Origin of the sequence: Streptomyces sp. 5K101, assembly GCF_046506645.1 — a bacterium.
Taxonomy (GTDB): Bacteria; Actinomycetota; Actinomycetes; order Streptomycetales; family Streptomycetaceae; genus Streptomyces.
On sequence record NZ_JBKFFO010000005.1, the window covers coordinates 241,175 to 259,811 of the forward strand.

The 18,637-nt window shown below is 73.0% G+C and carries 18 protein-coding genes; 7 read left to right on the plus strand and 11 right to left on the minus strand.

Going from position 1 to position 18,637, the window contains the following annotated elements:
• Window positions 1-20: 20 nt before the first annotated feature.
• The 5 genes from eccD to ACLB9X_RS12125 all read right to left on the minus strand — a co-directional run bounded on the left by eccD (window position 21) and on the right by ACLB9X_RS12125 (window position 5,702).
• Entirely contained in the window at window positions 21-1,376 is a 1,356-nt protein-coding gene (gene eccD, locus ACLB9X_RS12105) for a type VII secretion integral membrane protein EccD (protein ID WP_410360300.1), read from the minus strand.
• Between the two features lie 133 nt (window positions 1,377-1,509).
• Complete coding sequence (locus tag ACLB9X_RS12110; protein ID WP_410360301.1) at window positions 1,510-1,818, minus strand: hypothetical protein; 309 nt, start codon at window positions 1,816-1,818, stop codon at window positions 1,510-1,512.
• A 104-nt stretch (window positions 1,819-1,922) separates the two neighbouring features.
• Window positions 1,923-2,477, minus strand: a complete 555-nt coding sequence (locus ACLB9X_RS12115) for a PadR family transcriptional regulator (RefSeq protein WP_410360302.1) — start codon at window positions 2,475-2,477, stop codon at window positions 1,923-1,925.
• 75 nt (window positions 2,478-2,552) lie between these two features.
• Window positions 2,553-3,434, minus strand: coding sequence for a septum formation family protein (locus ACLB9X_RS12120; protein ID WP_410360303.1), 882 nt, complete (start codon window positions 3,432-3,434; stop codon window positions 2,553-2,555).
• A 225-nt stretch (window positions 3,435-3,659) separates the two neighbouring features.
• Entirely contained in the window at window positions 3,660-5,702 is a 2,043-nt protein-coding gene (locus ACLB9X_RS12125; protein ID WP_410360304.1) for an FAD-dependent oxidoreductase, read from the minus strand.
• Window positions 5,703-5,894: 192 nt separating this feature from the next.
• On the opposite strand from ACLB9X_RS12125, the gene ACLB9X_RS12130 reads away from it, so the two are divergent.
• Together ACLB9X_RS12130 and ACLB9X_RS12135 are read left to right on the plus strand one after the other, a co-directional pair.
• Window positions 5,895-6,545, plus strand: coding sequence for a hypothetical protein (locus tag ACLB9X_RS12130; protein WP_410360305.1), 651 nt, complete (start codon window positions 5,895-5,897; stop codon window positions 6,543-6,545).
• Window positions 6,546-6,590: 45 nt separating this feature from the next.
• Window positions 6,591-7,379 (plus strand): hypothetical protein, encoded by a 789-nt coding sequence (locus ACLB9X_RS12135; protein WP_410360306.1) that lies wholly within the window; start codon window positions 6,591-6,593, stop codon window positions 7,377-7,379.
• 99 nt (window positions 7,380-7,478) lie between these two features.
• Here ACLB9X_RS12135 and ACLB9X_RS12140 read toward each other — a convergent pair whose 3' ends face one another.
• On the minus strand, window positions 7,479-7,613 hold the full coding sequence (locus ACLB9X_RS12140; RefSeq protein ID WP_410360307.1) for a DUF6126 family protein: 135 nt from the start codon (window positions 7,611-7,613) through the stop codon (window positions 7,479-7,481).
• Between the two features lie 146 nt (window positions 7,614-7,759).
• Between ACLB9X_RS12140 and ACLB9X_RS12145 the strand changes: the two genes are divergently transcribed.
• The 4 genes from ACLB9X_RS12145 to ACLB9X_RS12160 all read left to right on the plus strand — a co-directional run bounded on the left by ACLB9X_RS12145 (window position 7,760) and on the right by ACLB9X_RS12160 (window position 13,495).
• The gene (locus ACLB9X_RS12145) at window positions 7,760-8,899 is read left to right on the plus strand and encodes an LLM class flavin-dependent oxidoreductase (protein ID WP_410360308.1); all 1,140 of its coding nucleotides are present in this window, start codon (window positions 7,760-7,762) and stop codon (window positions 8,897-8,899) included.
• A complete protein-coding gene (locus tag ACLB9X_RS12150; protein WP_410360309.1) occupies window positions 8,896-9,519 on the plus strand; it encodes an FMN reductase in 624 nt (207 codons plus the stop codon). Before ACLB9X_RS12145 ends, ACLB9X_RS12150 begins: the two co-directional genes overlap by 4 nt.
• A 71-nt stretch (window positions 9,520-9,590) precedes the next feature.
• Window positions 9,591-10,037 carry a universal stress protein gene (locus ACLB9X_RS12155; RefSeq protein WP_410360310.1) on the plus strand — a complete coding sequence of 149 codons (447 nt, stop codon included), beginning with the start codon at window positions 9,591-9,593 and terminating at the stop codon, window positions 10,035-10,037.
• Between the two features lie 275 nt (window positions 10,038-10,312).
• The gene (locus ACLB9X_RS12160) at window positions 10,313-13,495 is read left to right on the plus strand and encodes an ATP-binding protein (protein ID WP_410360311.1); all 3,183 of its coding nucleotides are present in this window, start codon (window positions 10,313-10,315) and stop codon (window positions 13,493-13,495) included.
• A gap of 255 nt (window positions 13,496-13,750) precedes the next feature.
• Here the strand turns inward: ACLB9X_RS12160 and ACLB9X_RS12165 are convergent, their stop codons facing one another.
• From ACLB9X_RS12165 to ACLB9X_RS12185, 5 genes are all read right to left on the minus strand, one after another.
• Window positions 13,751-14,755 (minus strand): MerR family transcriptional regulator, encoded by a 1,005-nt coding sequence (locus ACLB9X_RS12165; protein ID WP_410360312.1) that lies wholly within the window; start codon window positions 14,753-14,755, stop codon window positions 13,751-13,753.
• A gap of 100 nt (window positions 14,756-14,855) precedes the next feature.
• On the minus strand, window positions 14,856-15,713 hold the full coding sequence (locus tag ACLB9X_RS12170) for an ABC transporter permease (RefSeq protein WP_410360313.1): 858 nt from the start codon (window positions 15,711-15,713) through the stop codon (window positions 14,856-14,858).
• Window positions 15,710-16,681: an ATP-binding cassette domain-containing protein gene (locus tag ACLB9X_RS12175; protein ID WP_410360314.1), complete on the minus strand. Its 972-nt coding sequence runs from the start codon at window positions 16,679-16,681 to the stop codon at window positions 15,710-15,712. Before ACLB9X_RS12175 ends, ACLB9X_RS12170 begins: the two co-directional genes overlap by 4 nt.
• 102 nt (window positions 16,682-16,783) lie before the next feature.
• Window positions 16,784-17,323, minus strand: a complete 540-nt coding sequence (locus tag ACLB9X_RS12180) for an NADPH-dependent FMN reductase (protein ID WP_410360532.1) — start codon at window positions 17,321-17,323, stop codon at window positions 16,784-16,786.
• Between the two features lie 149 nt (window positions 17,324-17,472).
• Window positions 17,473-17,883, minus strand: coding sequence for a hypothetical protein (locus ACLB9X_RS12185; RefSeq protein WP_410360315.1), 411 nt, complete (start codon window positions 17,881-17,883; stop codon window positions 17,473-17,475).
• A 463-nt stretch (window positions 17,884-18,346) separates the two neighbouring features.
• On the opposite strand from ACLB9X_RS12185, the gene ACLB9X_RS12190 reads away from it, so the two are divergent.
• Window positions 18,347-18,592 (plus strand): DUF2630 family protein, encoded by a 246-nt coding sequence (locus tag ACLB9X_RS12190; RefSeq protein ID WP_410360316.1) that lies wholly within the window; start codon window positions 18,347-18,349, stop codon window positions 18,590-18,592.
• The last annotated feature ends 45 nt before the right edge of the window (window positions 18,593-18,637 follow it).

Here is an 18,637-nt window from a genome sequence, read left to right on the forward strand (position 1 = left end):
CGGAGCACCTGCCCGTTGACTCAGAACTTGTTGAGCAGCTGTCCGTACACGCCGAACACACCCACGGCGAGCGGGAAGAGCCCCACCACACCGATCGACTCGACCAGATCGGCCATGCGTCGCAGCCGGACCTGCACATGCTCGGGCGGCTGGACAGCCAGGACGAACAGCGGCAGCACGGCGGCGGTGCAGAGCACGGCGAGCGGCCCCACACCCCCTGCGTGCTGCATCCACAGCATCACAAGGCGCACGACAAGTGCCGACGCGGCGGTGAAGAGGATCACCACCTCCGCGACCAGCGGGAAGGCACGCGCCCTGGACAGAAGCACCACAGTGACCAGTGACGCCAGGGTCACGGTCCACACCGTCGGCTTCCCGGCCAGTGTGAGCAGCCATCCCGCGGCGGCGGCCGAGACCGCGGTGGCCGCGGTCGCGAGGGCGAGGCCACGGTGCGTAGCCGCGAGCGCGTTGCCCACCTGGTGACGGCTGACGGAGACGCCTCCCGAACGGCGGTCGTCGAGTGCGGTGAGTCCGGAGGCCATCAGGGCGAACCGCGGCAGGAGGCCGAGCAGCACCGCGGAGAACAGGGCCATGACCGCGCCGAGCCTGGCCGGATCGCTCTGGATCGCGGCCATGGCCTCCCATACGGCGGTGAGCGCAGCGGTCGCCATGGCGCCGATGAGCCCGCCGCGGCCCAGCGGCGAGAAATAGCCGAGCAGCACGAGCGTCAGAGCCAGCGCACCGCCGACGGCTGCCAGCCGCGCCGTTCCCGGCCAGTCGTACGCGTCGGCGGCGGTCCAGGCGGTCAGAACGCCGAGCCCGCCGGCAGCGAGCAGAAGCGCGGTCGCCAGTCCTCGGTTGCCCTGTCCGATCCGGGCGACGAGTGCGCCCGCCACCGAGAGGACAAGCGTGACGGCCACCAGCACACCGGCCAGGGCCTCGAGCGAGAACTCGTGACGGGCGAGCAGCGCGGCTGTCACCGCGAAGGAGATCGTGGAAACACCGGCGGCCGCGCGGCGCGCGGCGGGACGCCAGCGCCAGGCCTGTACGTCGAGGTCGTCGGCCACCTGGTCGGTGACGTCGTGCACCACCGGGGCGGGGGGTGCGGAGTGGATCCTGACGAGACGCAGGACGGCGCCGTCGGATATCGCGGCCGAGGCGAGGGTGCTGTCATGCGGCAGCGCGGAACCGTCGGCGGTGATCAACTGCCGTGTCAGAGGACGTGATGCGGTGCGGTCGTCGAGCAACTGTAGGATGTCGGGAAGCAGTTGGCCGATCGGAGTGTCGGAGGGCAGGACGATGTCGGCTCGGCGGCGCTCGCCGACCAGTGTCACCCTGCTGAGCTGCGCCCGGGAAGTCGTTGCTGTGCTCACCACTTGCGCGAACCTATCACCGTGCCGCGCTGAACTCCCGGCCCTGTCCGGCCGATTCGCTCTGCCACCGTTCCCCCCGGTTCGTATTCTCGTCGATTCTGCGCAGCGATGGATTCGCCGTGCATATTCCCGCTGATTACGGGCTCTTCTCGCTTTCCCCGCTTTCCACGGACTTCTCCGGTTCGGGGGACTGCGCCGGCTGCTGGTACCGCTGCTCCTGACGCTTCTGTTCGGCCTTCTGCTTCTCCAGCGTGTGCTGCAGGAAGGACCATCCGACGCACCCCGCGCACAGGACCGCCGCTATGGCGATACCCGCGAAGAGCTTCCCCAGTCTCTCATCGGCGGTGCGCCGCGTCCGCTGTGCCCCGAAGAGCAACGCGTCCCGCATTCTGCGCCGGCGTACGGCTACCGACTCCAGCAACTGGCTGTCGTAGTCCCGCGACACGTCTTGTCCCCCTTGCCTCACTCAGAACATAAGGCATGGTCCGGCAGGCCGAACGCGCAAGGGGCGGTCCTCCGCCACGCACTGAACCCGGGCCCGGCGCTGCCTCAGGAGCCGGACCCGCCGTGCTCCGGCGTGAGTTCCGCCAGCGTGTCCGTCAGCCACTTCGTCCAGAACGTCTCCAGCTCGATGCCCGCCCGCAGGACGACATGGCGCAGCCGGTCCTCCCGGGTGATCCGGCGCTGTGGCGGGAAGTCGCGTTCCTCGATCTCCTCGTACGCGGCCAACTGGGCGCGGTGCAGCTCGAGATGGCGGACGAGTTCGGCCTCCATGCCCGGGCCGCCGACCACCGCCGCCGCGCGCAGGCGCAGCAGCAGGGGGTCCCGTACGGTCTTCGGGTCCTCGGGGCGGGCCGTCCAGGCCGCCAGTTCCTCGCGGCCCGCGGGCAGGACCTCGTACTCCTTCTTCTGGCCGCGGGTCGGCTGCGTCGAGGGCAGTGCCCTGATGTGGCCGGCCTGCTCCAGTTTGCCCAGCTCGCGATAGATCTGCTGGTGGGTCGCCGACCAGAAGTAGCCGATCGACCGGTCGAACCGGCGCGTCAGCTCCAGTCCCGACGAGGGCTTCTCGAGCAGGGCCGTGAGGATCGCGTGGGGCAGGGACATGGCCGCATCGTAGGACTCGCCCGCCCCGGCGGTGCCGCGCGCCCGGCTCGCGGGCCGGGCGCGCTGCGCGGGGCGTCAGCTCGCCCAGACCTCGGCCTCGTCGGCCGGGACGGTGGTGGCCAGGCCCAGCTCCTTGCGGGCGGCGACCGTCTTCTTCGGGTCGAGACCGGTGAAGGCCGGGTCGTAGGCGAGGTAGAACGCGTCGATGTCGGCGGCGTTCGCGGCCTTCTTCCACTCGCCGGCGGTCTTCTCCAACTGGGCGCGGAGCTTGCCGGTCTCCGTGCCCTCGATGCCCTCAAGGCCCTTGAGGTGCCCGTCGAGGGCGGCGGCGACGGCCTTGGCCTGCGCCTTGTAACCGGCGAGGTCGTCCTCGACGCTCTCCGCCTCGGGCTGGTTGTTCCACAGCGCGTCGTAGACGGCGTTCGCGCCCTTGAGGTACGCGGTCTGCTCGGGCTTGGCGGTTCCCGCGGTCTTCAGCGAGCCGGTGAAGGTGCCCTTCTCCTTGGTGTAGGAGCAGCTCACCGCGCGGTCGCCGGTCGACCAGCTCTCCTGGGTGGGCGTGTAGTAAAAGATCTCGACGCCCTCGGGGAGCGCCCAGGTGTCCGGGGAGAACTTGGCCGCCTCGGCCGGGCACCGCTCGTCGGCGATCGCCCAGATCGCCTCGTTGCCGGGGAACTTCTTCTCGTCGTCGAGGGTGAACTCGCCGACGACCTGTCCCCGGTGCGGCTCGCCGCAGGGCACCATCTCGATGGTCATCGCCTCGCCCTCGGCGGCCGTGCTGTTCGGGTTGTAGCAGTCTCCGGGGTTGAGCTGGAACACCGACCGCTGGCGCGCTACCTTCTCGGCGCCCTCCTTGGCGCTCTCGACGACGTCCGAGCACCCCACGGCGCCGGCCGCGAGCAGGGCGACGACGGCGGATATGCCGCGCAGGGATCGGGAGGGGGTGCGGACTGTCATGACGCGTACATCCTCTTACGGAAGCCTTATGAATGTCGTGCGCATCGTATGCCACCCCTGTGACGGGGCCGTGGGTACGGGTGCGGCGGCCGGGAGACGCCCGCGAACGCCTCGTCTCCCGGCCATCGCACCACGGTCATGACTCCCCGGCGGCCCCTCGCGGTGGCCCCCGGCGGCCCTTCGCCGGCGGTCCCCGGCGGCCTTTCGCCGACGGGGACCGCGGTCTCACAGGGCGGCCGCGAGCCGGGTGCCCTGGTCGATGGCGCGCTTCGCGTCCAGTTCGGCCGCCACGTCCGCGCCGCCGATGAGGTGGACCGTGCGGCCCGCGGCGGTCAGCTCCTCGTACAGCGACCGCTGCGGCTCCTGACCGGTGCACAGCACCACCGTGTCGACCGGCAGTACGGAGGGGGCGCCGTCGACCGTGATGTGCAGGCCCTCGTCGTCGATCCGCTCGTACGTCACGCCGGCCGTCATGGTCACCCCGCGGTGCTTGAGCTCGGTGCGGTGGATCCAGCCCGTCGTCTTGCCGAGTCCGGCGCCGACCTTGCTCGTCTTGCGCTGGAGCAGGTGCACGGCGCGCGGCGGCGCGGGGCGCTCCGGCGCGGTGAGACCGCCGCGGTCGGCGTACGACGTGTCGACACCCCACTGGCGGAAGTACGTCTCCGCGTCCTGGCTCGCGCCCTCGCCGCCGTCGGTGAGGTACTCGGCCACGTCGAAGCCGATGCCGCCCGCGCCGACGACCGCGACGCTCTCGCCGACGGGCGCGCCGTCGCGCAGCACGTCGAGGTAGCTGACGACGCTCGGGTGGTCGATGCCCGCGATCTCGGGGATGCGCGGGGTCACTCCGGTGGCGACCACGACCTCGTCGAAGTCGTCGGCCGGCAGGTCGGCGGCGGTGACCCGGGTGCCGAGGCGCACCTCCACACCGCGCTCGGCCAGCTGGGTGCGGAAGTAGCGCAGCGTCTCGTCGAACTCCTCCTTGCCCGGGACGCGCTTGGCGATGTTCAGCTGGCCGCCGATCTCGTCGGCCGCGTCGAACAGGGTGACGGCGTGGCCGCGTTCGGCGGCGGAGACGGCGCAGGCAAGCCCGGCGGGTCCGGCCCCGACGACGGCGACGCGCTTGGTCAGCCGGGTGGGGGCGAGGACGAGTTCGGTCTCGTGGCAGGCGCGCGGATTGACCAGGCAGGAGGTGATCTTCAGGCTGAACGTGTGGTCGAGGCAGGCCTGGTTACAGCCGATGCAGGTGTTGATGGTCTCGGCCCGGCCCGCCTGCGCCTTGGCCACGAACGCGGGGTCGGCGAGGAACGGCCGTGCCATCGAGACCATGTCCGCGCGCCCGTCGGCGAGCAACTGCTCGGCCACTTCGGGGGTGTTGATGCGGTTGCTGGTCACCAGCGGGACGGACACCGCACCCATCAGCTTCTTGGTGACCCAGGTGTACGCGCCGCGCGGTACGGACGTCGCGATGGTGGGGATGCGCGCCTCGTGCCAGCCGATGCCGGTGTTGATGATCGTGACGCCGGCGGCCTCCACGGCCTTCGCGAGCGTGATCACCTCGTCGAGCGTGGAGCCGCCGGGCACGAGGTCGAGCATGGAGAGCCGGTAGATCAGGATGAAATCGGTGCCGACGGCCTCGCGGGTGCGGCGGATGATCTCCAGGGGCAGCCGCACGCGGTTCTCGTACGAGCCGCCCCAGCGGTCGGTGCGGTGGTTGGTGGCGCTCGCGATGAACTCGTTGATGAAGTAGCCCTCGGAGCCCATGATCTCGACGCCGTCGTACCCGGCGGACTGGGCGAGGACGGCAGCGCGGACGAAGTCCTCGATCGTCTCCTCGATCTCCGCGTCGGTGAGCTCGTGCGGGACGAACGGGCTGATCGGCGCCTGGATCGCGGTCGGGGCGACGAGGTCCTGGTGGTACGCGTACCGGCCGAAGTGCAGGATCTGCATGGCGATCCGGCCGCCCTCGGCGTGCACGGCGTCGGTGACGACACGGTGCCGGGCGGCCTCGTCCTCGGTGGTGAGCTTGGCACCGCCCTCGTAGGGACGGCCGCGGTCGTTCGGCGCGATGCCGCCGGTGACGATCAGGCCGACGCCGCCGCGGGCGCGCTCGGCGTAGAAGGCGGCCATGCGCGCGAAGCCGTTCTCCGCCTCTTCGAGGCCGACGTGCATGGATCCCATCAGCACCCGGTTGGGCAGCGTCGTGAACCCGAGGTCGAGCGGACTCAGCAGGTGCGGGTACGGGGTCGGCCGGGCAGTGCTCGTACTCATCGGGGCGCCTCCTCGCGCGGGCTCGTAAGTTCAAGTTCTAGCCGCCCTCCGGAGCCTTTTGCAACAAGGTGCAAAATGAGCTCGATCACGCTCGGTCGAACGTGATCGTCCCCGCGGTCGGAAAAGTGCTTTCATCATCCATACGGGTGATCTCGGGCATACGGCCGCGTTCCGCCCTCTACCGTGTCCGCCGTGGCCCTTTGGCAGCAGGTGAGCGCACTCGGAATCGTCGCGGTTCTCGGCACGCAGGGGGCCGGCGTCGGCGGCTCGGCGTCCGACGGGCCCGACGGACCGGAGCGGGCCGCGGCACCGGCGTCCGCGCCCGTACGGCGGGCGGAAGCGGACCGGCGGCCGGCCCTCGTGGTGTCCGTGTCCCTTCCGGATCCCGTGGGGATCGGTCTCGGCGTGACGATCCGCTTCAGCGACTGCGCCCCGCCGAAGCCGCCGGCCATCCCTCCTGTGCCACCGGCTCCGCAGCCCCCCGCTCCGGAGCCGCCCGAGCCGCCCTCCGTATCCGAACCGCCGGCACCCGAGCCGCCCTCCGTGCCCCGGCCGCCGCGCCCCGAACCGCCCGTGCCCGCGCCCGCGGGTGGGCCGCCGTCGTCGCCCGCGCCACCGGCCCCGCCCGCACCGCCCCCGCCGCCCGACGAGCCACCTCCCGCCGCCGCCCCGCCGACGGCGCGGGCGGTCGCCGTCCGCCCCTACCGGCCCGCCTCCCGGGGTCCCGAGGCCGACGGCACCCCGCTCACCGTGCTGATGCTGGTGACCACGGTCCCTGCCGTGCTCGCCGCGGCCATGCTGCGCCCCCGTTCCACGTCCGCCGCACGGCGCAGCCGCGCCTGAGCCCTCTTCCGCCCCACGCCCTCACCACACCCCCGGAGAGCCCCCATGTCCGAATGGCTGGTCCTCACCACCGTGATGGCGGCCGCCTGCGCCGTCGTCCTCGCCGTCACGCTCCTCAGCCAGCGCAGGACGCGGGGCTCCGCGGAGGGCGCGGAAGCGGTCGCGACGCAGGAGACGCCCGACGTCCTCGAGTACATGGTCATGATGGTCGGCGTCGTGTACGCGATCGTTCTCGGCCTCGCCATCGCCGGCGTCTGGGAGGCCCGCGGGGCGGCCCAGGACGCCGTGCGCGCCGAGGCCCAGGCCCTGCACGAGGTCACCCAGCGCGCCCAGGTGTATCCGGCCGACTTCCAGGAGCGGCTGCGGACGAACGTCGACGCCTACGTCGCGGAGGTGGTCGAGGAGGAGTGGCCCCGGATGATCGACCACGAGGAGCTGTCGCCGCGCGGGGCGGAGCTGCTGGGCACCGTGCGCACCGGGGTCGCGGAGCGCGAGCCGGCGAACGAGCTGGAGGCGCAGGCGTACCAGCCGATGCTCGACCAGGTGGCCGCCGCGGAGGACGCGCGCAGCGCCCGGGCGTCGGGCGCCGAGGAGACGCTGCCGGGCATCGTCTGGTTCGGCCTGATCAGCGGGGCGGTCGTCACCGTCGGGCTGATCTTCACGATGCAGATCGGCCGCTCGTTCCGGGAGCTGCTGCTGGCCGGGCTGTTCAGCGCGCTGATCGCGTTCCTGCTGTTCCTGGTGTGGGACTTCGACGCGCCGTTCGGGCGGTCCGGCACCGAGTCGGCGGACGCCTTCCGCCAGCTCTTCCCGGGCGCGGTCGGCACCGGCTGACCGCTGGGGGCGCCCGGCCGCGGGCCGGCGGGCCGACCCAGTGAGCGCCTGGCCGCGGGCCGGCGGCACGGCTGACCTGACCGCGGGCCGGCGGCGGGGTCACTTCTGCGCGTGCTCGCCCACGTAGAAGAGGAGCCACACGAAACCCGCGAAGAGGTGGGTCGCGAACACATACACGAAGACGCGCAGCGCCACGCCGCGCTCCTTCCACTCCTCGCTCTCGCGCCCGCCCATGCCGGCCTCAGCCCTCGGGACCCGGCCCCGGCGGGGCCGCGGCTCAGGGTACGGCGGCGGCCTGGGCGGGCCGGAATACGGACGGGGGGAGCTCGGTTAGCGGGCATAGTTCAATATTCAACGACTAGCCCGAGGGGTGAGCTCACATGCAGTTCGGCATCTTCACGGTCGGGGACGTCACGACCGACCCGACCACCGGCCGCACGCCGAGCGAGCACGAGCGGATCAAGGCGACGATCGCCATCGCGGAGAAGGCGGAGGAGGTCGGCCTGGACGTCTTCGCGACGGGCGAGCACCACAATCCGCCCTTCGTGCCGTCGTCCCCCACCACCCTCCTCGGGCACCTCGCGGCCCGGACCGACCGGCTGATCCTGTCCACCTCGACCACTCTGATCACCACCAACGACCCGGTGAAGATCGCCGAGGACTACGCCTACCTCCAGCACATCGCCGACGGGCGCGTCGACCTCATGATGGGCCGCGGCAACACCGGGCCGGTCTACCCGTGGTTCGGGCAGGACATCCGCCAGGGCATCCCGCTCGCCATCGAGAACTACGCGCTTCTCCACAGGCTGTGGAGGGAGGACGTGGTCGACTGGGAGGGGAAGTTCCGCACCGCGCTGCAGGGCTTCACCGCGACCCCGCGCCCGCTGGACGGCGTACCGCCGTTCGTCTGGCACGGCTCGATCCGCTCCCCCGAGATAGCCGAGCAGGCCGCGTACTACGGCGACGGCTTCTTCCACAACAACATCTTCTGGCCCATGTCCCACACCAGGAAGATGGTCGCGCTCTACCGCGAGCGCTACGCGCACTACGGGCACGGCACGCCCGAGCAGGCGATCGTCGGGCTCGGCGGCCAGGTCTTCATGCGCCGCAACTCGCAGGACGCCGTCAAGGAGTTCCGCCCCTACTTCGACAACGCGCCGGTCTACGGCCACGGCCCGTCGCTCGAGGACTTCACCGAGCAGACGCCGCTGACCGTCGGCTCCCCGCAGCAGGTCATCGAGCGCACGCTCGGGTTCCGCGACGCGGTCGGCGACTACCAGCGCCAGCTGTTCCTGATGGACCACGCCGGGCTTCCGCTGAAGACGGTGCTGGAGCAGCTCGACATCCTCGGCGAGGAGGTCGTACCGGTGCTGCGCAAGGAGTTCGCCCGGCTGCGGCCGGCCGGCGTGCCCGAGACCGCGCCGCTGCACCCCGCCGTCGCCGCCCGCGACGCCCAGGACATCCCCGAAAGCCACGACAGCCGCGGCACGGACGCCCGCGACACGAAGGAATCGTCATGACCCGCACCACCTCGCCGCTGCACCTCGTCGTCGTCTCCGCCGGGCTGAGCGTGCCGTCGTCCACGCGGCTGCTCGCCGACCGGCTCACCGAGTCCGTACGCCGCGAACTCGCGGGCGCGGGGCGTCCGGTGGAGGTCCGCGTGGTGGAGCTGCGCGACCTGGCCGTGCCGATCGCGAACAACTTCGTGACGGGCTTCCCCGCCCCCGCGCTCGACGAGGCGATCGAGGCGGTGACGGGGGCCGACGCCCTGATCGCCGTCACGCCGGTGTTCACGGCCTCGTACAGCGGGCTGTTCAAGTCCTTCTTCGACCTGATCGAGCCCGACGCCCTCAGTGGCAAGCCCGTCCTGATCGCGGCGACCGGCGGGACGGCCCGGCACTCGCTCGTGCTGGAGCACGCACTGCGTCCGCTGTTCGCCTACCTGCGGGCAGTGGTCGTGCCGACGGCGGTGTACGCGGCGTCGGAGGACTGGGGCGGCACGGGTGACCCGCTCACCGCCACGCTGCCGGACCGCATCGCGCGGGCGGGCCGCGAGCTGGCCCGCATGCTGGCCCCGGCGGCCGGCGTCCCGGCCCAGGGCGCGCCGGAGGACGCGGTCACCGCCGACCTTTTTGCCTAGTTCTGGGTTCCTTGGGTGGTTCTCCGTAGGCTTGAACCGAGTTCGGGCTCATGAACCACGGAGGTGGCGGAATGGCGAAGGCGGGCAGGATCGTCGTGGGGGTGGACGGCTCCGAGCCGTCCATCCGGGCACTGCGCTGGGCAGTGCGGCAGGCCGGGCTCACGGGTGAGTCCCTGGAAGCCGTCATCAGCTGGGAGTACCCGGCGGCGGGCTGGGCGGCCATGGTGCCCGCCCTGCCCGCGGACTTCGACCCCGAGTCGATGGCGGGCAGGATCCTCGACGACACGCTGGAGCAGACCCTCGGCGCCGAGGCGGCGGCCGCGATCACGCGGCAGGTCCTCATCGGCAATCCGGCGCAGGCCCTGATGGAGCGCGCCGAGGGGGCGACGCTGCTGGTCGTCGGGGACCGCGGCTACAGCGGTTTCAAGGCGGCGCTGCTGGGCTCCGTGGGTCTCCACCTCACCCAGCACGCCCCCTGCCCGGTGGTGGTGGTCCGCGGCGAGGCGGCCACGGCGTGACGGGCTACCCGGTCGGGCGGCCCGGCTGAGGGGCCGCCCGTCGGGCGGGTACGGCCAGACGGGCCGCCCGGTTCGGCGGACACGGCCTCACGGGCCTCCCGAGCGGGGCGGACGTGCTGAAGGGAACCCCCTCGGGCGGACACGGCCTGACGGGCCAACCGGCTGGCGGCCCTTCGAGACGGGCCGCCCGGTCGGGCGGGTCCCGGGGGCACGTCCTTTGCTGGGCGTTTTCCCGTTCGGCGGGCGATGTCGGTGGTGCCGCCTATGGTTTCGGCATGAGCCCTGCACTGATCGGGCGTGACCACCCCGCGGGCGTCCTCCGGACCGAGATCGGCCGGGCGACGGACAGCCACGGGGGCTTGGTGCTGGTCACGGGCGAGGCCGGCATCGGCAAGACGACCCTCGTCACCGCCGCGGCCGACGAGGCGCGGCGGCGCGGTGCCCTCGTGCTCGGCGGCTCCTGCTGGGACTCGGACAGCGCCCCGGGCTACTGGCCCTGGGTCCAGGTCGTGCGCGGGCTGCGCCGGGGAGCCGGTGCGGACGCCTGGGCGGAGGCCGAGAAGGCGGCGGGCGGGCTGCTCGCGGTCCTGCTCGGCGAGGCGCCGGGCGACACGGAGGCCGGCGGCGAGAGCTTCCCGATGTACGACGCGGTGACGACGGCCCTCGTCACCGTCTCGCAGGAGCGCCCCGTGGTCGTCGTCCTGGACGACCTGCACTGGGCCGACCCGGCGTCCCTGCGCCTGCTGGAGTTCGCAGCCCAGCACGCCTGGTTCGAGCGGCTGCTGCTCATCGGCACGTACCGGGACGTGGAGGTCGAGGCGGCCGACCACCCGCTCCAGGATTTGATCCTGCCGCTGGCCGCCCGGGCCGCCGCCACGGTGACGCTCACCGGCCTGGAGCGCGACGAGGTGGGCGCGCTCATCGAGCTGACAGCCGGTGTCGAGGCCGGGCCCGGCCTCGTCGACGAAATCCACCGGCGCACCGGCGGCAATCCCTTCTTCGTCGAGCAGACCGCCCGGATCTGGCACAGCGGCCAGCCCGTCACCACCGTCGCCCCCGGTGTGCGCGAGGCGGTCCGGCGGCGGCTCGCGCTGCTGCCCGGGCCGGTCGGCGCGCTGCTCGTCACCGCGGCCGTGCTGGGGCGGGAGTTCCACCGGCAGGTGCTCGCGGCGGCGGCCGCGGCGCCCGTGCCGCAGGTGGACCGGCTGCTGGAGCGGGCCGTCGCCGCGCGGCTGGTGGCCCCGCGGACGGGCGGCCGGTTCACCTTCGCCCACGACCTCGTGCGGGAGACGCTGTACGAGGCGCTGGACGAGGCCGACGCGCGCGCCCGGCACGCGGCCGTCGTACGGGCCGTCGCGGCCGCGCCCGGCCTGAGCGAGCAGGTCCTCCCCGCCGACCTGGCGCGCCACGCCCATCTCGCGGGCGACGAGCTGGAGCGCGACCGCCGTGTCGAGCTGCTGGTCACGGCCGCCCGCGACGCGGCCGGGCGGCTCGCCGGCGAGGAGGCCGTCGGTCACTACCGCCGCGCGCTCCAGGCCGCCGGGCCCGATGCACGCCGGGCCGCGCTCGTCTGCCTCGACCTCGGCGCGGAGCTGCGCCACGGCGGCGACGAGATCGAGGCGTGGCGCCACTTCGACCGGGCCGCCGACCTGGCGGAGGAGCTCGGCGCTCCCGAGCTGCTGGCGCGCGTCGCGATCACCCTCCACAACCACTGCGACGTGCAGGGCGGCAGACAGCGGGCGCGGACCGGCCGGCTGCTGCGCGACGCCTACCGCGCGCTGGTCGACAAGGGCGGCGAGGAGCTCGCGGGCCTGTCGTACGAGCGGATCGCGCAGGACCTGGCCGTGCGCTGCACCGCCCTGGCGCGCAGCGAGGGCGACGACGACGCGCTGTCGTTCTCACTGTGGGCGCGGCACGACGCGATCTGGGGGCTCGGCACCTCCGCCGAGCGGCTGGCGCTGACGGACGAGATGGCCGAGGTGGCCCGCCGCACGGACAACGCCGAGATGGAGCTGCACGCCACCGCGATGCGCTGGGTCTCGCTGCTGGAGCTGGGCGACCCGGGGTATCTGGCGCAGCTGCACACCTTCGTCGGCCTGGCCGAGCGGTCGGGCCTGCGCCGCTTCGAGCTGGGCGTCGCGGTCGACCGCTCGCTGACCGCCGCCCTCGTGGGCCGCTTCGACGAGGCCAGGCAGCTCCTGGACGAGGTGATCGGCACCCGTCACGAACACCCGGCCTTCGCCTTCATGACCTCCCACATGGACTGGGGGCTCAAGCTGCTGACGGGCCGTCTGGAGGAGGCGGCCGAGGCCGTGTCCGGTCTCGAGGCGGTGGGGCACCCGTATCCGCAGCTGCTGGAGGGGATCACGGCCGTCGAGCGGGGCGACGCCGGGCTCGCGCGGCGGCTGCTGGACGGGATCGAGGAGCGTGCCGAGTCGCTGCCGAGGGCGTTCGCGCCGCTGCTGATGCGGCTGCGGGCGCAGACGGCGGCCGCCTCGGGCGACGAGGACGCCGTCGAGCGGGCCCGCGCGGCCCTGGAGCCGTACGCCGGGCAGTGGGTGGTCTCGCTGTACGGGTGCGACATCAGCGGCCCGGTCGACCTGTGGCGAGGACTGCTGGACGCGGCCCAGGGCCGGACCGCGGACGCGATCCGCGTGCTGACGGCTGCGTACGCGTCGGCGGACCTGCTGCGGGCGCGGCCCTGGTCGGTGCGGGCCCGTACGGCACTGGCCGGGGTGCTAGAGGCGTCGGAAGGGGAGGCGGCCGCATGGTCGTTGCGGGCGGACGCGGAGCGGGAGGCGCGGGAGCTGGGGCTGACGCATCTCGTGCGCGGCGGAGCCGGGCAGGGACGGGCGGTGTCCCCGGCCGAGGTGCCCGCGCCCCGGCAGGCCGCCGGGCCGGCGTCCGCGTCAGCAGGGGAGTTCCGCCGGGAGGGGGCCGTCTGGGCGCTGGCGTTCGCGGGGCGTGCCGTGCACGTGCCCGACGCCAAGGGGCTGCGGGACCTGCGCACACTGCTCTCGCGCCCCGGGGACGACCTGTCCGCCGTGGTGCTGCTCGCCCCGGAGGGCGGCGCGGCCGTGGTCGCCGCACGCGGCCTCGGCGGGGACCCGGTGCTCGACGACGAGGCGAAGAACCGCTACCGGCAGCGCCTCGCGCGTCTGGACGAGGAGATCGACCGGGCGGCGGCACGCGGCGACGAGCGCCGCGCGGAGGAGTACGGGCGTGAACGCACCGCGCTTCTCCAGGAGTTGCGCGCGGCCGCCGGGCTCGGCGGCCGGACCCGGCGCCTGGGCGACGAGGCCGAACGGGCCCGCAAGACCGTCACGGCCCGCATCCGCGACACCCTGCGCCGCCTCGACGACCTCCACCCCGAACTGGCCGCGCACCTGAGGGAATCGGTCTCCACCGGCACCTCCTGCGCCTACCGCCCGCCCCACCCGGTCACCTGGCGCCTCTGACGGCCGGAGGCCGCGCCGGCGTTCGCCACCGCCCCGACGAAGTTGAGCAGATCGCCCGGCCGCGAGACCTCCTGCTCCCAGGGGCCCGCCCGGCCGAGCGGCCGCCACCGTGCCACCACGACGCCCGACCCGGCCGAGCGGCCGGCCCGCGGCGAGATGCGGCGCGCCCCGCACGCCCCCCGGGTCAGCTCCTGACCACGTCCGCCACCGCCACCGCGATGTTGTCCGCGCCGCCCCCGTCGTGGGCCAGCCTGATCAGAGCGTCGACGGCCGCCTCCGGATCGGCGGCCGCCGCGAGACCGTCCGTACGGCCGTCTCCGGCACCGTCGTGGACAGGCCGTCGGAGCAGAGCAGCAAGCGGTCGCCCGCCTTCGCCTCGTGCAGCCGCAGGTCCGGCCGGGCCGGACCGTCGCCGCCGTCCAGCGCGCGCAGCAGCAGAGCCCGCTGGGGGTGTGCCGCCGCCTCCGCCTCGCTCAGGCCGCCCTCGTCGATCATCGACTGCACCACCGTGTGGTCGTGCGTGAGCCGGTGGAGCACTCCGGCGCGGAACAGGTACGCGCGGGTGTCGCCGATGTGCGCCAGGGCCAGCTCCGAGCCGGTCCACAGCAGCGCGGTCAGCGTGGTGCCGGACTCGGGAAACGCGCGCACCGCCGTGCCGGCGCGGTGCACCGCGTCCTCCAGTGAGTTGAGCAGATCGCCCGGCCGCGGGGCCGCCTGTGCCGCGGTCTCCAGCGGCTTCACCGCGTCGACCGCCGCCGCGCTCGCCGCGGCCCCCGCGTCGCCGAAGCCGTCCGCGACGGCGAGCAGCCGGGTCCCGGCGTACACCGCGTCCTGGTCGGTCTCCCTGACGAGGCCGCGGTCCGTGCGGGCCGCGCAGCGCATCTCCAGGGGCATCGTGATCCGGTCCGTCATGTCGGTGTCCTTCCCTGACAGCTGGTCCACGAGGAGGTCCGCCAGGCTTCGGCGCGCGCAGGTCTCCGACTCGACCCGCATCCAGTACGCCCGTATCTCGCGGGCCGCGGCGTCCGTGTCCGTCTCCGCAAGGTCGCAGACCCGGCCGACACCCGCGAGCGGCATCCCGATCCGCCGCAGCCACGCCACGAGGCGGGCCCGGTCCATCTGGGCGTCGTCGTAGTACCGGTAGCCGGTGAACGGGTCGACGTGGGCGGGTGGCAGCAGGCCCAGTTCGTCGTAGCGCCGCAGCGCCTTCGCGGACAGCCGCGATGCGCGGGCGAACGCGCCGATCGTCAGCAACCCCATGCCCTGCCCCGGCCTTCCTCCTCGGGCCGGGCGGGGACGCCCGGCAGACCCGATGCTGGAGTCTCCCCCGCGAGGAAGGTCAAGGCAGGGCGGAGAGGCGCTACTTGCGGTTGTAGAGGCGCATCGTCACCGAGCCGAACACGACCACGAGCACCGCGGACCAGCCCAGGGACCACATGATGTCCGCCGCCGGCCAGTTGCCCGCCATCAGTTCGCGTACGGCAGTGGCCACATGGGTCACCGGGCTGTTGTTGACGAACGCCTGGAGCCAACCAGGCATGGTCCTCGGGTCGACGAACACGTTGCTCAGGAACGTCATCGGGAAGATGACCATCATGCTGACGCCCATCACCGACTTCTCGGTGCGCAGCAGCAGCCCGAACATCGTCCAGATCCAGGAGAACGAGAACGAGAAGACCATCAGCAGCGCGACGCCGAGTGCGATGCCCACCGGTCCGCCGTCCGGGCGGTAGCCGATGACCAGGCCGACGGCGAGCATGACCACGGAGGCAATCAGATAGCGCACGACGTCGCCGAGGAGGTAGCCGACCATCGGCGCGGGCCGCCAGATCGGCAGCGTACGGAAGCGGTCGAAGACGCCCTTGGAGATGTCGTTGTTGACCGCGACGCCCGTGTACATCGTGATCATCACGACGCTCATGGTGAGGATGCCGGGCAGCAGGAACTGGATGTACGCCGAGACCGAGCCGGCGATCGCGCCTCCGAAGAGGTACGTGTACATCAGCACCATCATGATGGGGAACGCCGTCACGTCGAACAGCTGCTCCGGCACGTGCTTGATCTTCAGCATGGCGCGCCAGCCGAACGTCAGCGACGCCGACCAGGCACTCGGACGCGGCGGCCGCTCCCCGGCGACCAGCAGGGCGGCCAGGTCCTCCGCCCTCGGCGCCTGGAGTTCGATGTCGCCGAGGTCCTTGGTGGTGGTCGCGGTGCTCATGCCGCCTCCCCCTTCTTGTCGGTCAGGGCGAGGAAGACCTCGTCCAGGCTGGGCTGCCCCAGCGCGAAGTTGTCCACGGTGATGCCGTTCCTGGCCAGTTCGGCGAGGGCGTGCGCGGCCTGCTCCGCCGCGCCGCGGTCGCTGCCGCTGCCGTCGACCCGGGCGGTGAGGGCGACCGGGTCGGGGTCGAGCACGACCTCGGCGCCGAGCGCGGCGGCCAGCACCCGCTCGGCCTCCGGCCGCTGCTCGGCCTCGCGCAGCCGCAGATGGACGGCCCCCGAGCCGACGGACGCCTTCAGCTCGCCCTTCGTGCCCTCGGCGATCACCCTGCCGTGGTCGATCACGGCGATGCGGGACGCGAGCTGGTCGGCCTCGTCCAGGTACTGCGTCGTCAGCAGCACGGTCGTGCCCTGGGCGACGACGGCGCGCACGATGTCCCAGACCTGGTTGCGGCTGCGCGGGTCGAGCCCGGTGGTGGGCTCGTCGAGGAACAGCAGGTCCGGGGTGTTGAGGATGGAGGCGGCGATGTCGATGCGGCGGCGCATGCCTCCCGAGTAGTTCTTCACCTGCTTGTCGGACGCCTCCCGCAGGCCGAATGCCTCCAGCAGCTGCGCCGCGCGCTCGCGCGCGGCGTGCTTGGAGTGACCGAGCAGACGGGCGAGGAGCACCAGGTTCTCGGTGCCGATGAGGTCTTCGTCGACGGAGGCGTACTGACCGGTGAGGCTGACCCGGCTGCGGACCGCGTCGGCGTCCCGCTGCACGTCCTTGCCGAAGACGCGGGCCTCGCCGCCGTCCGGCCTGAGCAGGGTGGCCAGCATGCGGACGGTGGTCGTCTTGCCCGCGCCGTTGGGGCCGAGGACTCCGTAGACCGTGCCGGCCGGCACCCGGAGATCGACGCCGTCGACGGCGCGGTTGTCACCGAACACCTTCACCAGGCCGGTGGTCTCGATTGCCAGATCTGTACTCATCGTCAGTCCTTCGGTTCCTTTTCATCCGTGGAGACAGGACTCGGGCGGGCGCGCGAACTCATCGGCGGCCCCGGGCGGCACCCTCATGAGGCATGTGCGCCCTCATGAGGCATAAGGACGCAGCGCGCGGGCCTCGCGCAGAGCCAGACCCCACCACCGCAGCTGGTCGAGCATCGGCGTCACGCCTGCGACGCGGTCCTCGGGCGATTCGGCGAGCAGGTCGACGCTCACGCCGTTGCGCAGGGTCACGGTGTGGAGCTCGGTGAACACCGACCGCAGCTGCTCGACGGCGTAGAGGCCGCGTGAGCCGTGGCCGTAGCTGACGAAGGCGACCGGTTTGGTGTGCCACTCGTCGTAGGCGTAGTCGATGGCCTGCTTGAGGGAGGCGGGGAAGGAGCGGTTGTACTCCGGGGTCACGACGACGAAGGCGTCGGCGCGGCCGACCTGAGCGGCGAAGTCGCGCATGGGCGCGGTGGGACGGTCCGGGTAGCGGACCGGGAAGTCGAAGCCGGCCAGGTCGACGACCGCCGGCTCCAGGTCGTCCCGCTGTGCGGCCTGCCGCGCGAACCAGTGCCCCACCCCGTCGCCGACACGCCCCTCGCGTGTGCTGCCGATGATCACTGCGACGCGCAGCGGCGCCATGTCCTCGTCCCGCACGATGCGCCTCCCTCCACCTGTCCGCGGCCCTCGGTCAGGAGGCGCGAGGAAGGGTCGGGCCGGCGGGGCGGTGGGGTGTCAGCCGGGCGCCCCCCGGACCGTCGCACTCACGCCGCTCGCGGGCCCGGCGTCCCTCACTCGTGCGTGTAGTAGTAGTAGAACGTCACGAGCCCGAGCCCCACGCCGACCGCGACGCCGATCCCCGCCGCCCTGAGCACGCTGCCGCCCGCCAGGCTGGTCAGAAAACCGATGATCGCCGCGGTGAGCGCCCCGTACGCAAGGGCGCGCATCTCGCGTTTCAGGGCGTGCTGGATGCGGCCGAGCCCGAACGCGAGCGCGCCGATCACCACCGCGCAGACCACGCCGAGGATCCACTGACCGCCGGTGGCGACGCCGTCGTTCTGGAAGCGCAGAATGGACGCGGCCCAGATGCCGGCGGTCACGGCGACCAGGGCGGGCAGTACCAGACCGAGCGGGCCGTGGTGCGCTCGTGCGGACGTCCGGCGCCGACGCCGGTGCCGCGGCATCGCTGCTTGTGTGGCCATGGCGCAGAACTCCTTCCCTCCGACCCCCGTCACCTTTCAGGGCACACCCGCGCGCCCCCGGCGGCAAGTCAGGCACGTACCGGTACGCGTAGGCGGACGGCACCGGCCACGGGCGCTCCTCGTGCCACCGCAACCGCGCGCCGCAACCGCACGACGTGCGCCGGCCCGGCGGCGGCGTCAGAGTGGGGACGTGGTGCGAGGCCACGCCCCGCGGCCGCGCCGTGTCGACCCGGCTGGGAGCGGGAGGCGGCCGCGCCGCCCGGCGACGTGGAGGGCGTCGGCTTCCGGCTCCACCCCTCGTCGAGACGGATCGACGCCCTCGTCGGCGCGGCGGCCGGCGGTTCGCCGCGGACGCCGCCGTAGGCCGAGCTCCCGCCGGAGAAGGCGCCCGACGCGCTCGCCCGGAGCCGCGCCCGAGGAGCGCGCGGCACGACCGTCTTCGTCCTGTGACCAGGGAGCTGTCATGAAAGACGAGCAGATCATCGACGACATCGGCTCACTCGTCGAGGAGGAGCGCGCCCTGCGCGACTACTCGATCCGGCAGGGCGGGCTCGACCCGGGCCGGCAGGCCAGGCTCCGGGAGGTGGAGATCCGCCTCGACCAGTGCTGGGACCTGCTGCGCAGGCGGCGGGCGCAGTCGGAGTTCGGCGGCAACCCCGACACGGCGCAGGTGCAGCCCGCCGACGAGGTCGAGAACTACGAGAGCTGACGCGGCGCGTTCGGTCGCCGCACTTGCGCGGGACGTGCCTTTCGA

Excerpts from the sequence above, each read along its gene's own strand:
- ACLB9X_RS12115 (WP_410360302.1), bottom strand. The coding sequence starts at position 2,477 with ATGTCCCTGCCCCACGCGATCCTCACGGCCCTGCTCGAGAAGCCCTCG.
- ACLB9X_RS12120 (WP_410360303.1), bottom strand. The coding sequence starts at position 3,434 with ATGACAGTCCGCACCCCCTCCCGATCCCTGCGCGGCATATCCGCCGTC.
- ACLB9X_RS12125 (WP_410360304.1), bottom strand. The coding sequence starts at position 5,702 with ATGAGTACGAGCACTGCCCGGCCGACCCCGTACCCGCACCTGCTGAGT.
- ACLB9X_RS12135 (WP_410360306.1), top strand. The coding sequence starts at position 6,591 with ATGTCCGAATGGCTGGTCCTCACCACCGTGATGGCGGCCGCCTGCGCC.
- ACLB9X_RS12140 (WP_410360307.1), bottom strand. The coding sequence starts at position 7,613 with ATGGGCGGGCGCGAGAGCGAGGAGTGGAAGGAGCGCGGCGTGGCGCTG.
- ACLB9X_RS12145 (WP_410360308.1), top strand. The coding sequence starts at position 7,760 with ATGCAGTTCGGCATCTTCACGGTCGGGGACGTCACGACCGACCCGACC.
- ACLB9X_RS12150 (WP_410360309.1), top strand. The coding sequence starts at position 8,896 with ATGACCCGCACCACCTCGCCGCTGCACCTCGTCGTCGTCTCCGCCGGG.
- ACLB9X_RS12155 (WP_410360310.1), top strand. The coding sequence starts at position 9,591 with ATGGCGAAGGCGGGCAGGATCGTCGTGGGGGTGGACGGCTCCGAGCCG.
- ACLB9X_RS12160 (WP_410360311.1), top strand. The coding sequence starts at position 10,313 with ATGAGCCCTGCACTGATCGGGCGTGACCACCCCGCGGGCGTCCTCCGG.
- ACLB9X_RS12165 (WP_410360312.1), bottom strand. The coding sequence starts at position 14,755 with ATGGGGTTGCTGACGATCGGCGCGTTCGCCCGCGCATCGCGGCTGTCC.
- ACLB9X_RS12170 (WP_410360313.1), bottom strand. The coding sequence starts at position 15,713 with ATGAGCACCGCGACCACCACCAAGGACCTCGGCGACATCGAACTCCAG.
- ACLB9X_RS12175 (WP_410360314.1), bottom strand. The coding sequence starts at position 16,681 with ATGAGTACAGATCTGGCAATCGAGACCACCGGCCTGGTGAAGGTGTTC.
- ACLB9X_RS12180 (WP_410360532.1), bottom strand. The coding sequence starts at position 17,323 with ATGGCGCCGCTGCGCGTCGCAGTGATCATCGGCAGCACACGCGAGGGG.
- ACLB9X_RS12185 (WP_410360315.1), bottom strand. The coding sequence starts at position 17,883 with ATGGCCACACAAGCAGCGATGCCGCGGCACCGGCGTCGGCGCCGGACG.
- ACLB9X_RS12190 (WP_410360316.1), top strand. The coding sequence starts at position 18,347 with ATGAAAGACGAGCAGATCATCGACGACATCGGCTCACTCGTCGAGGAG.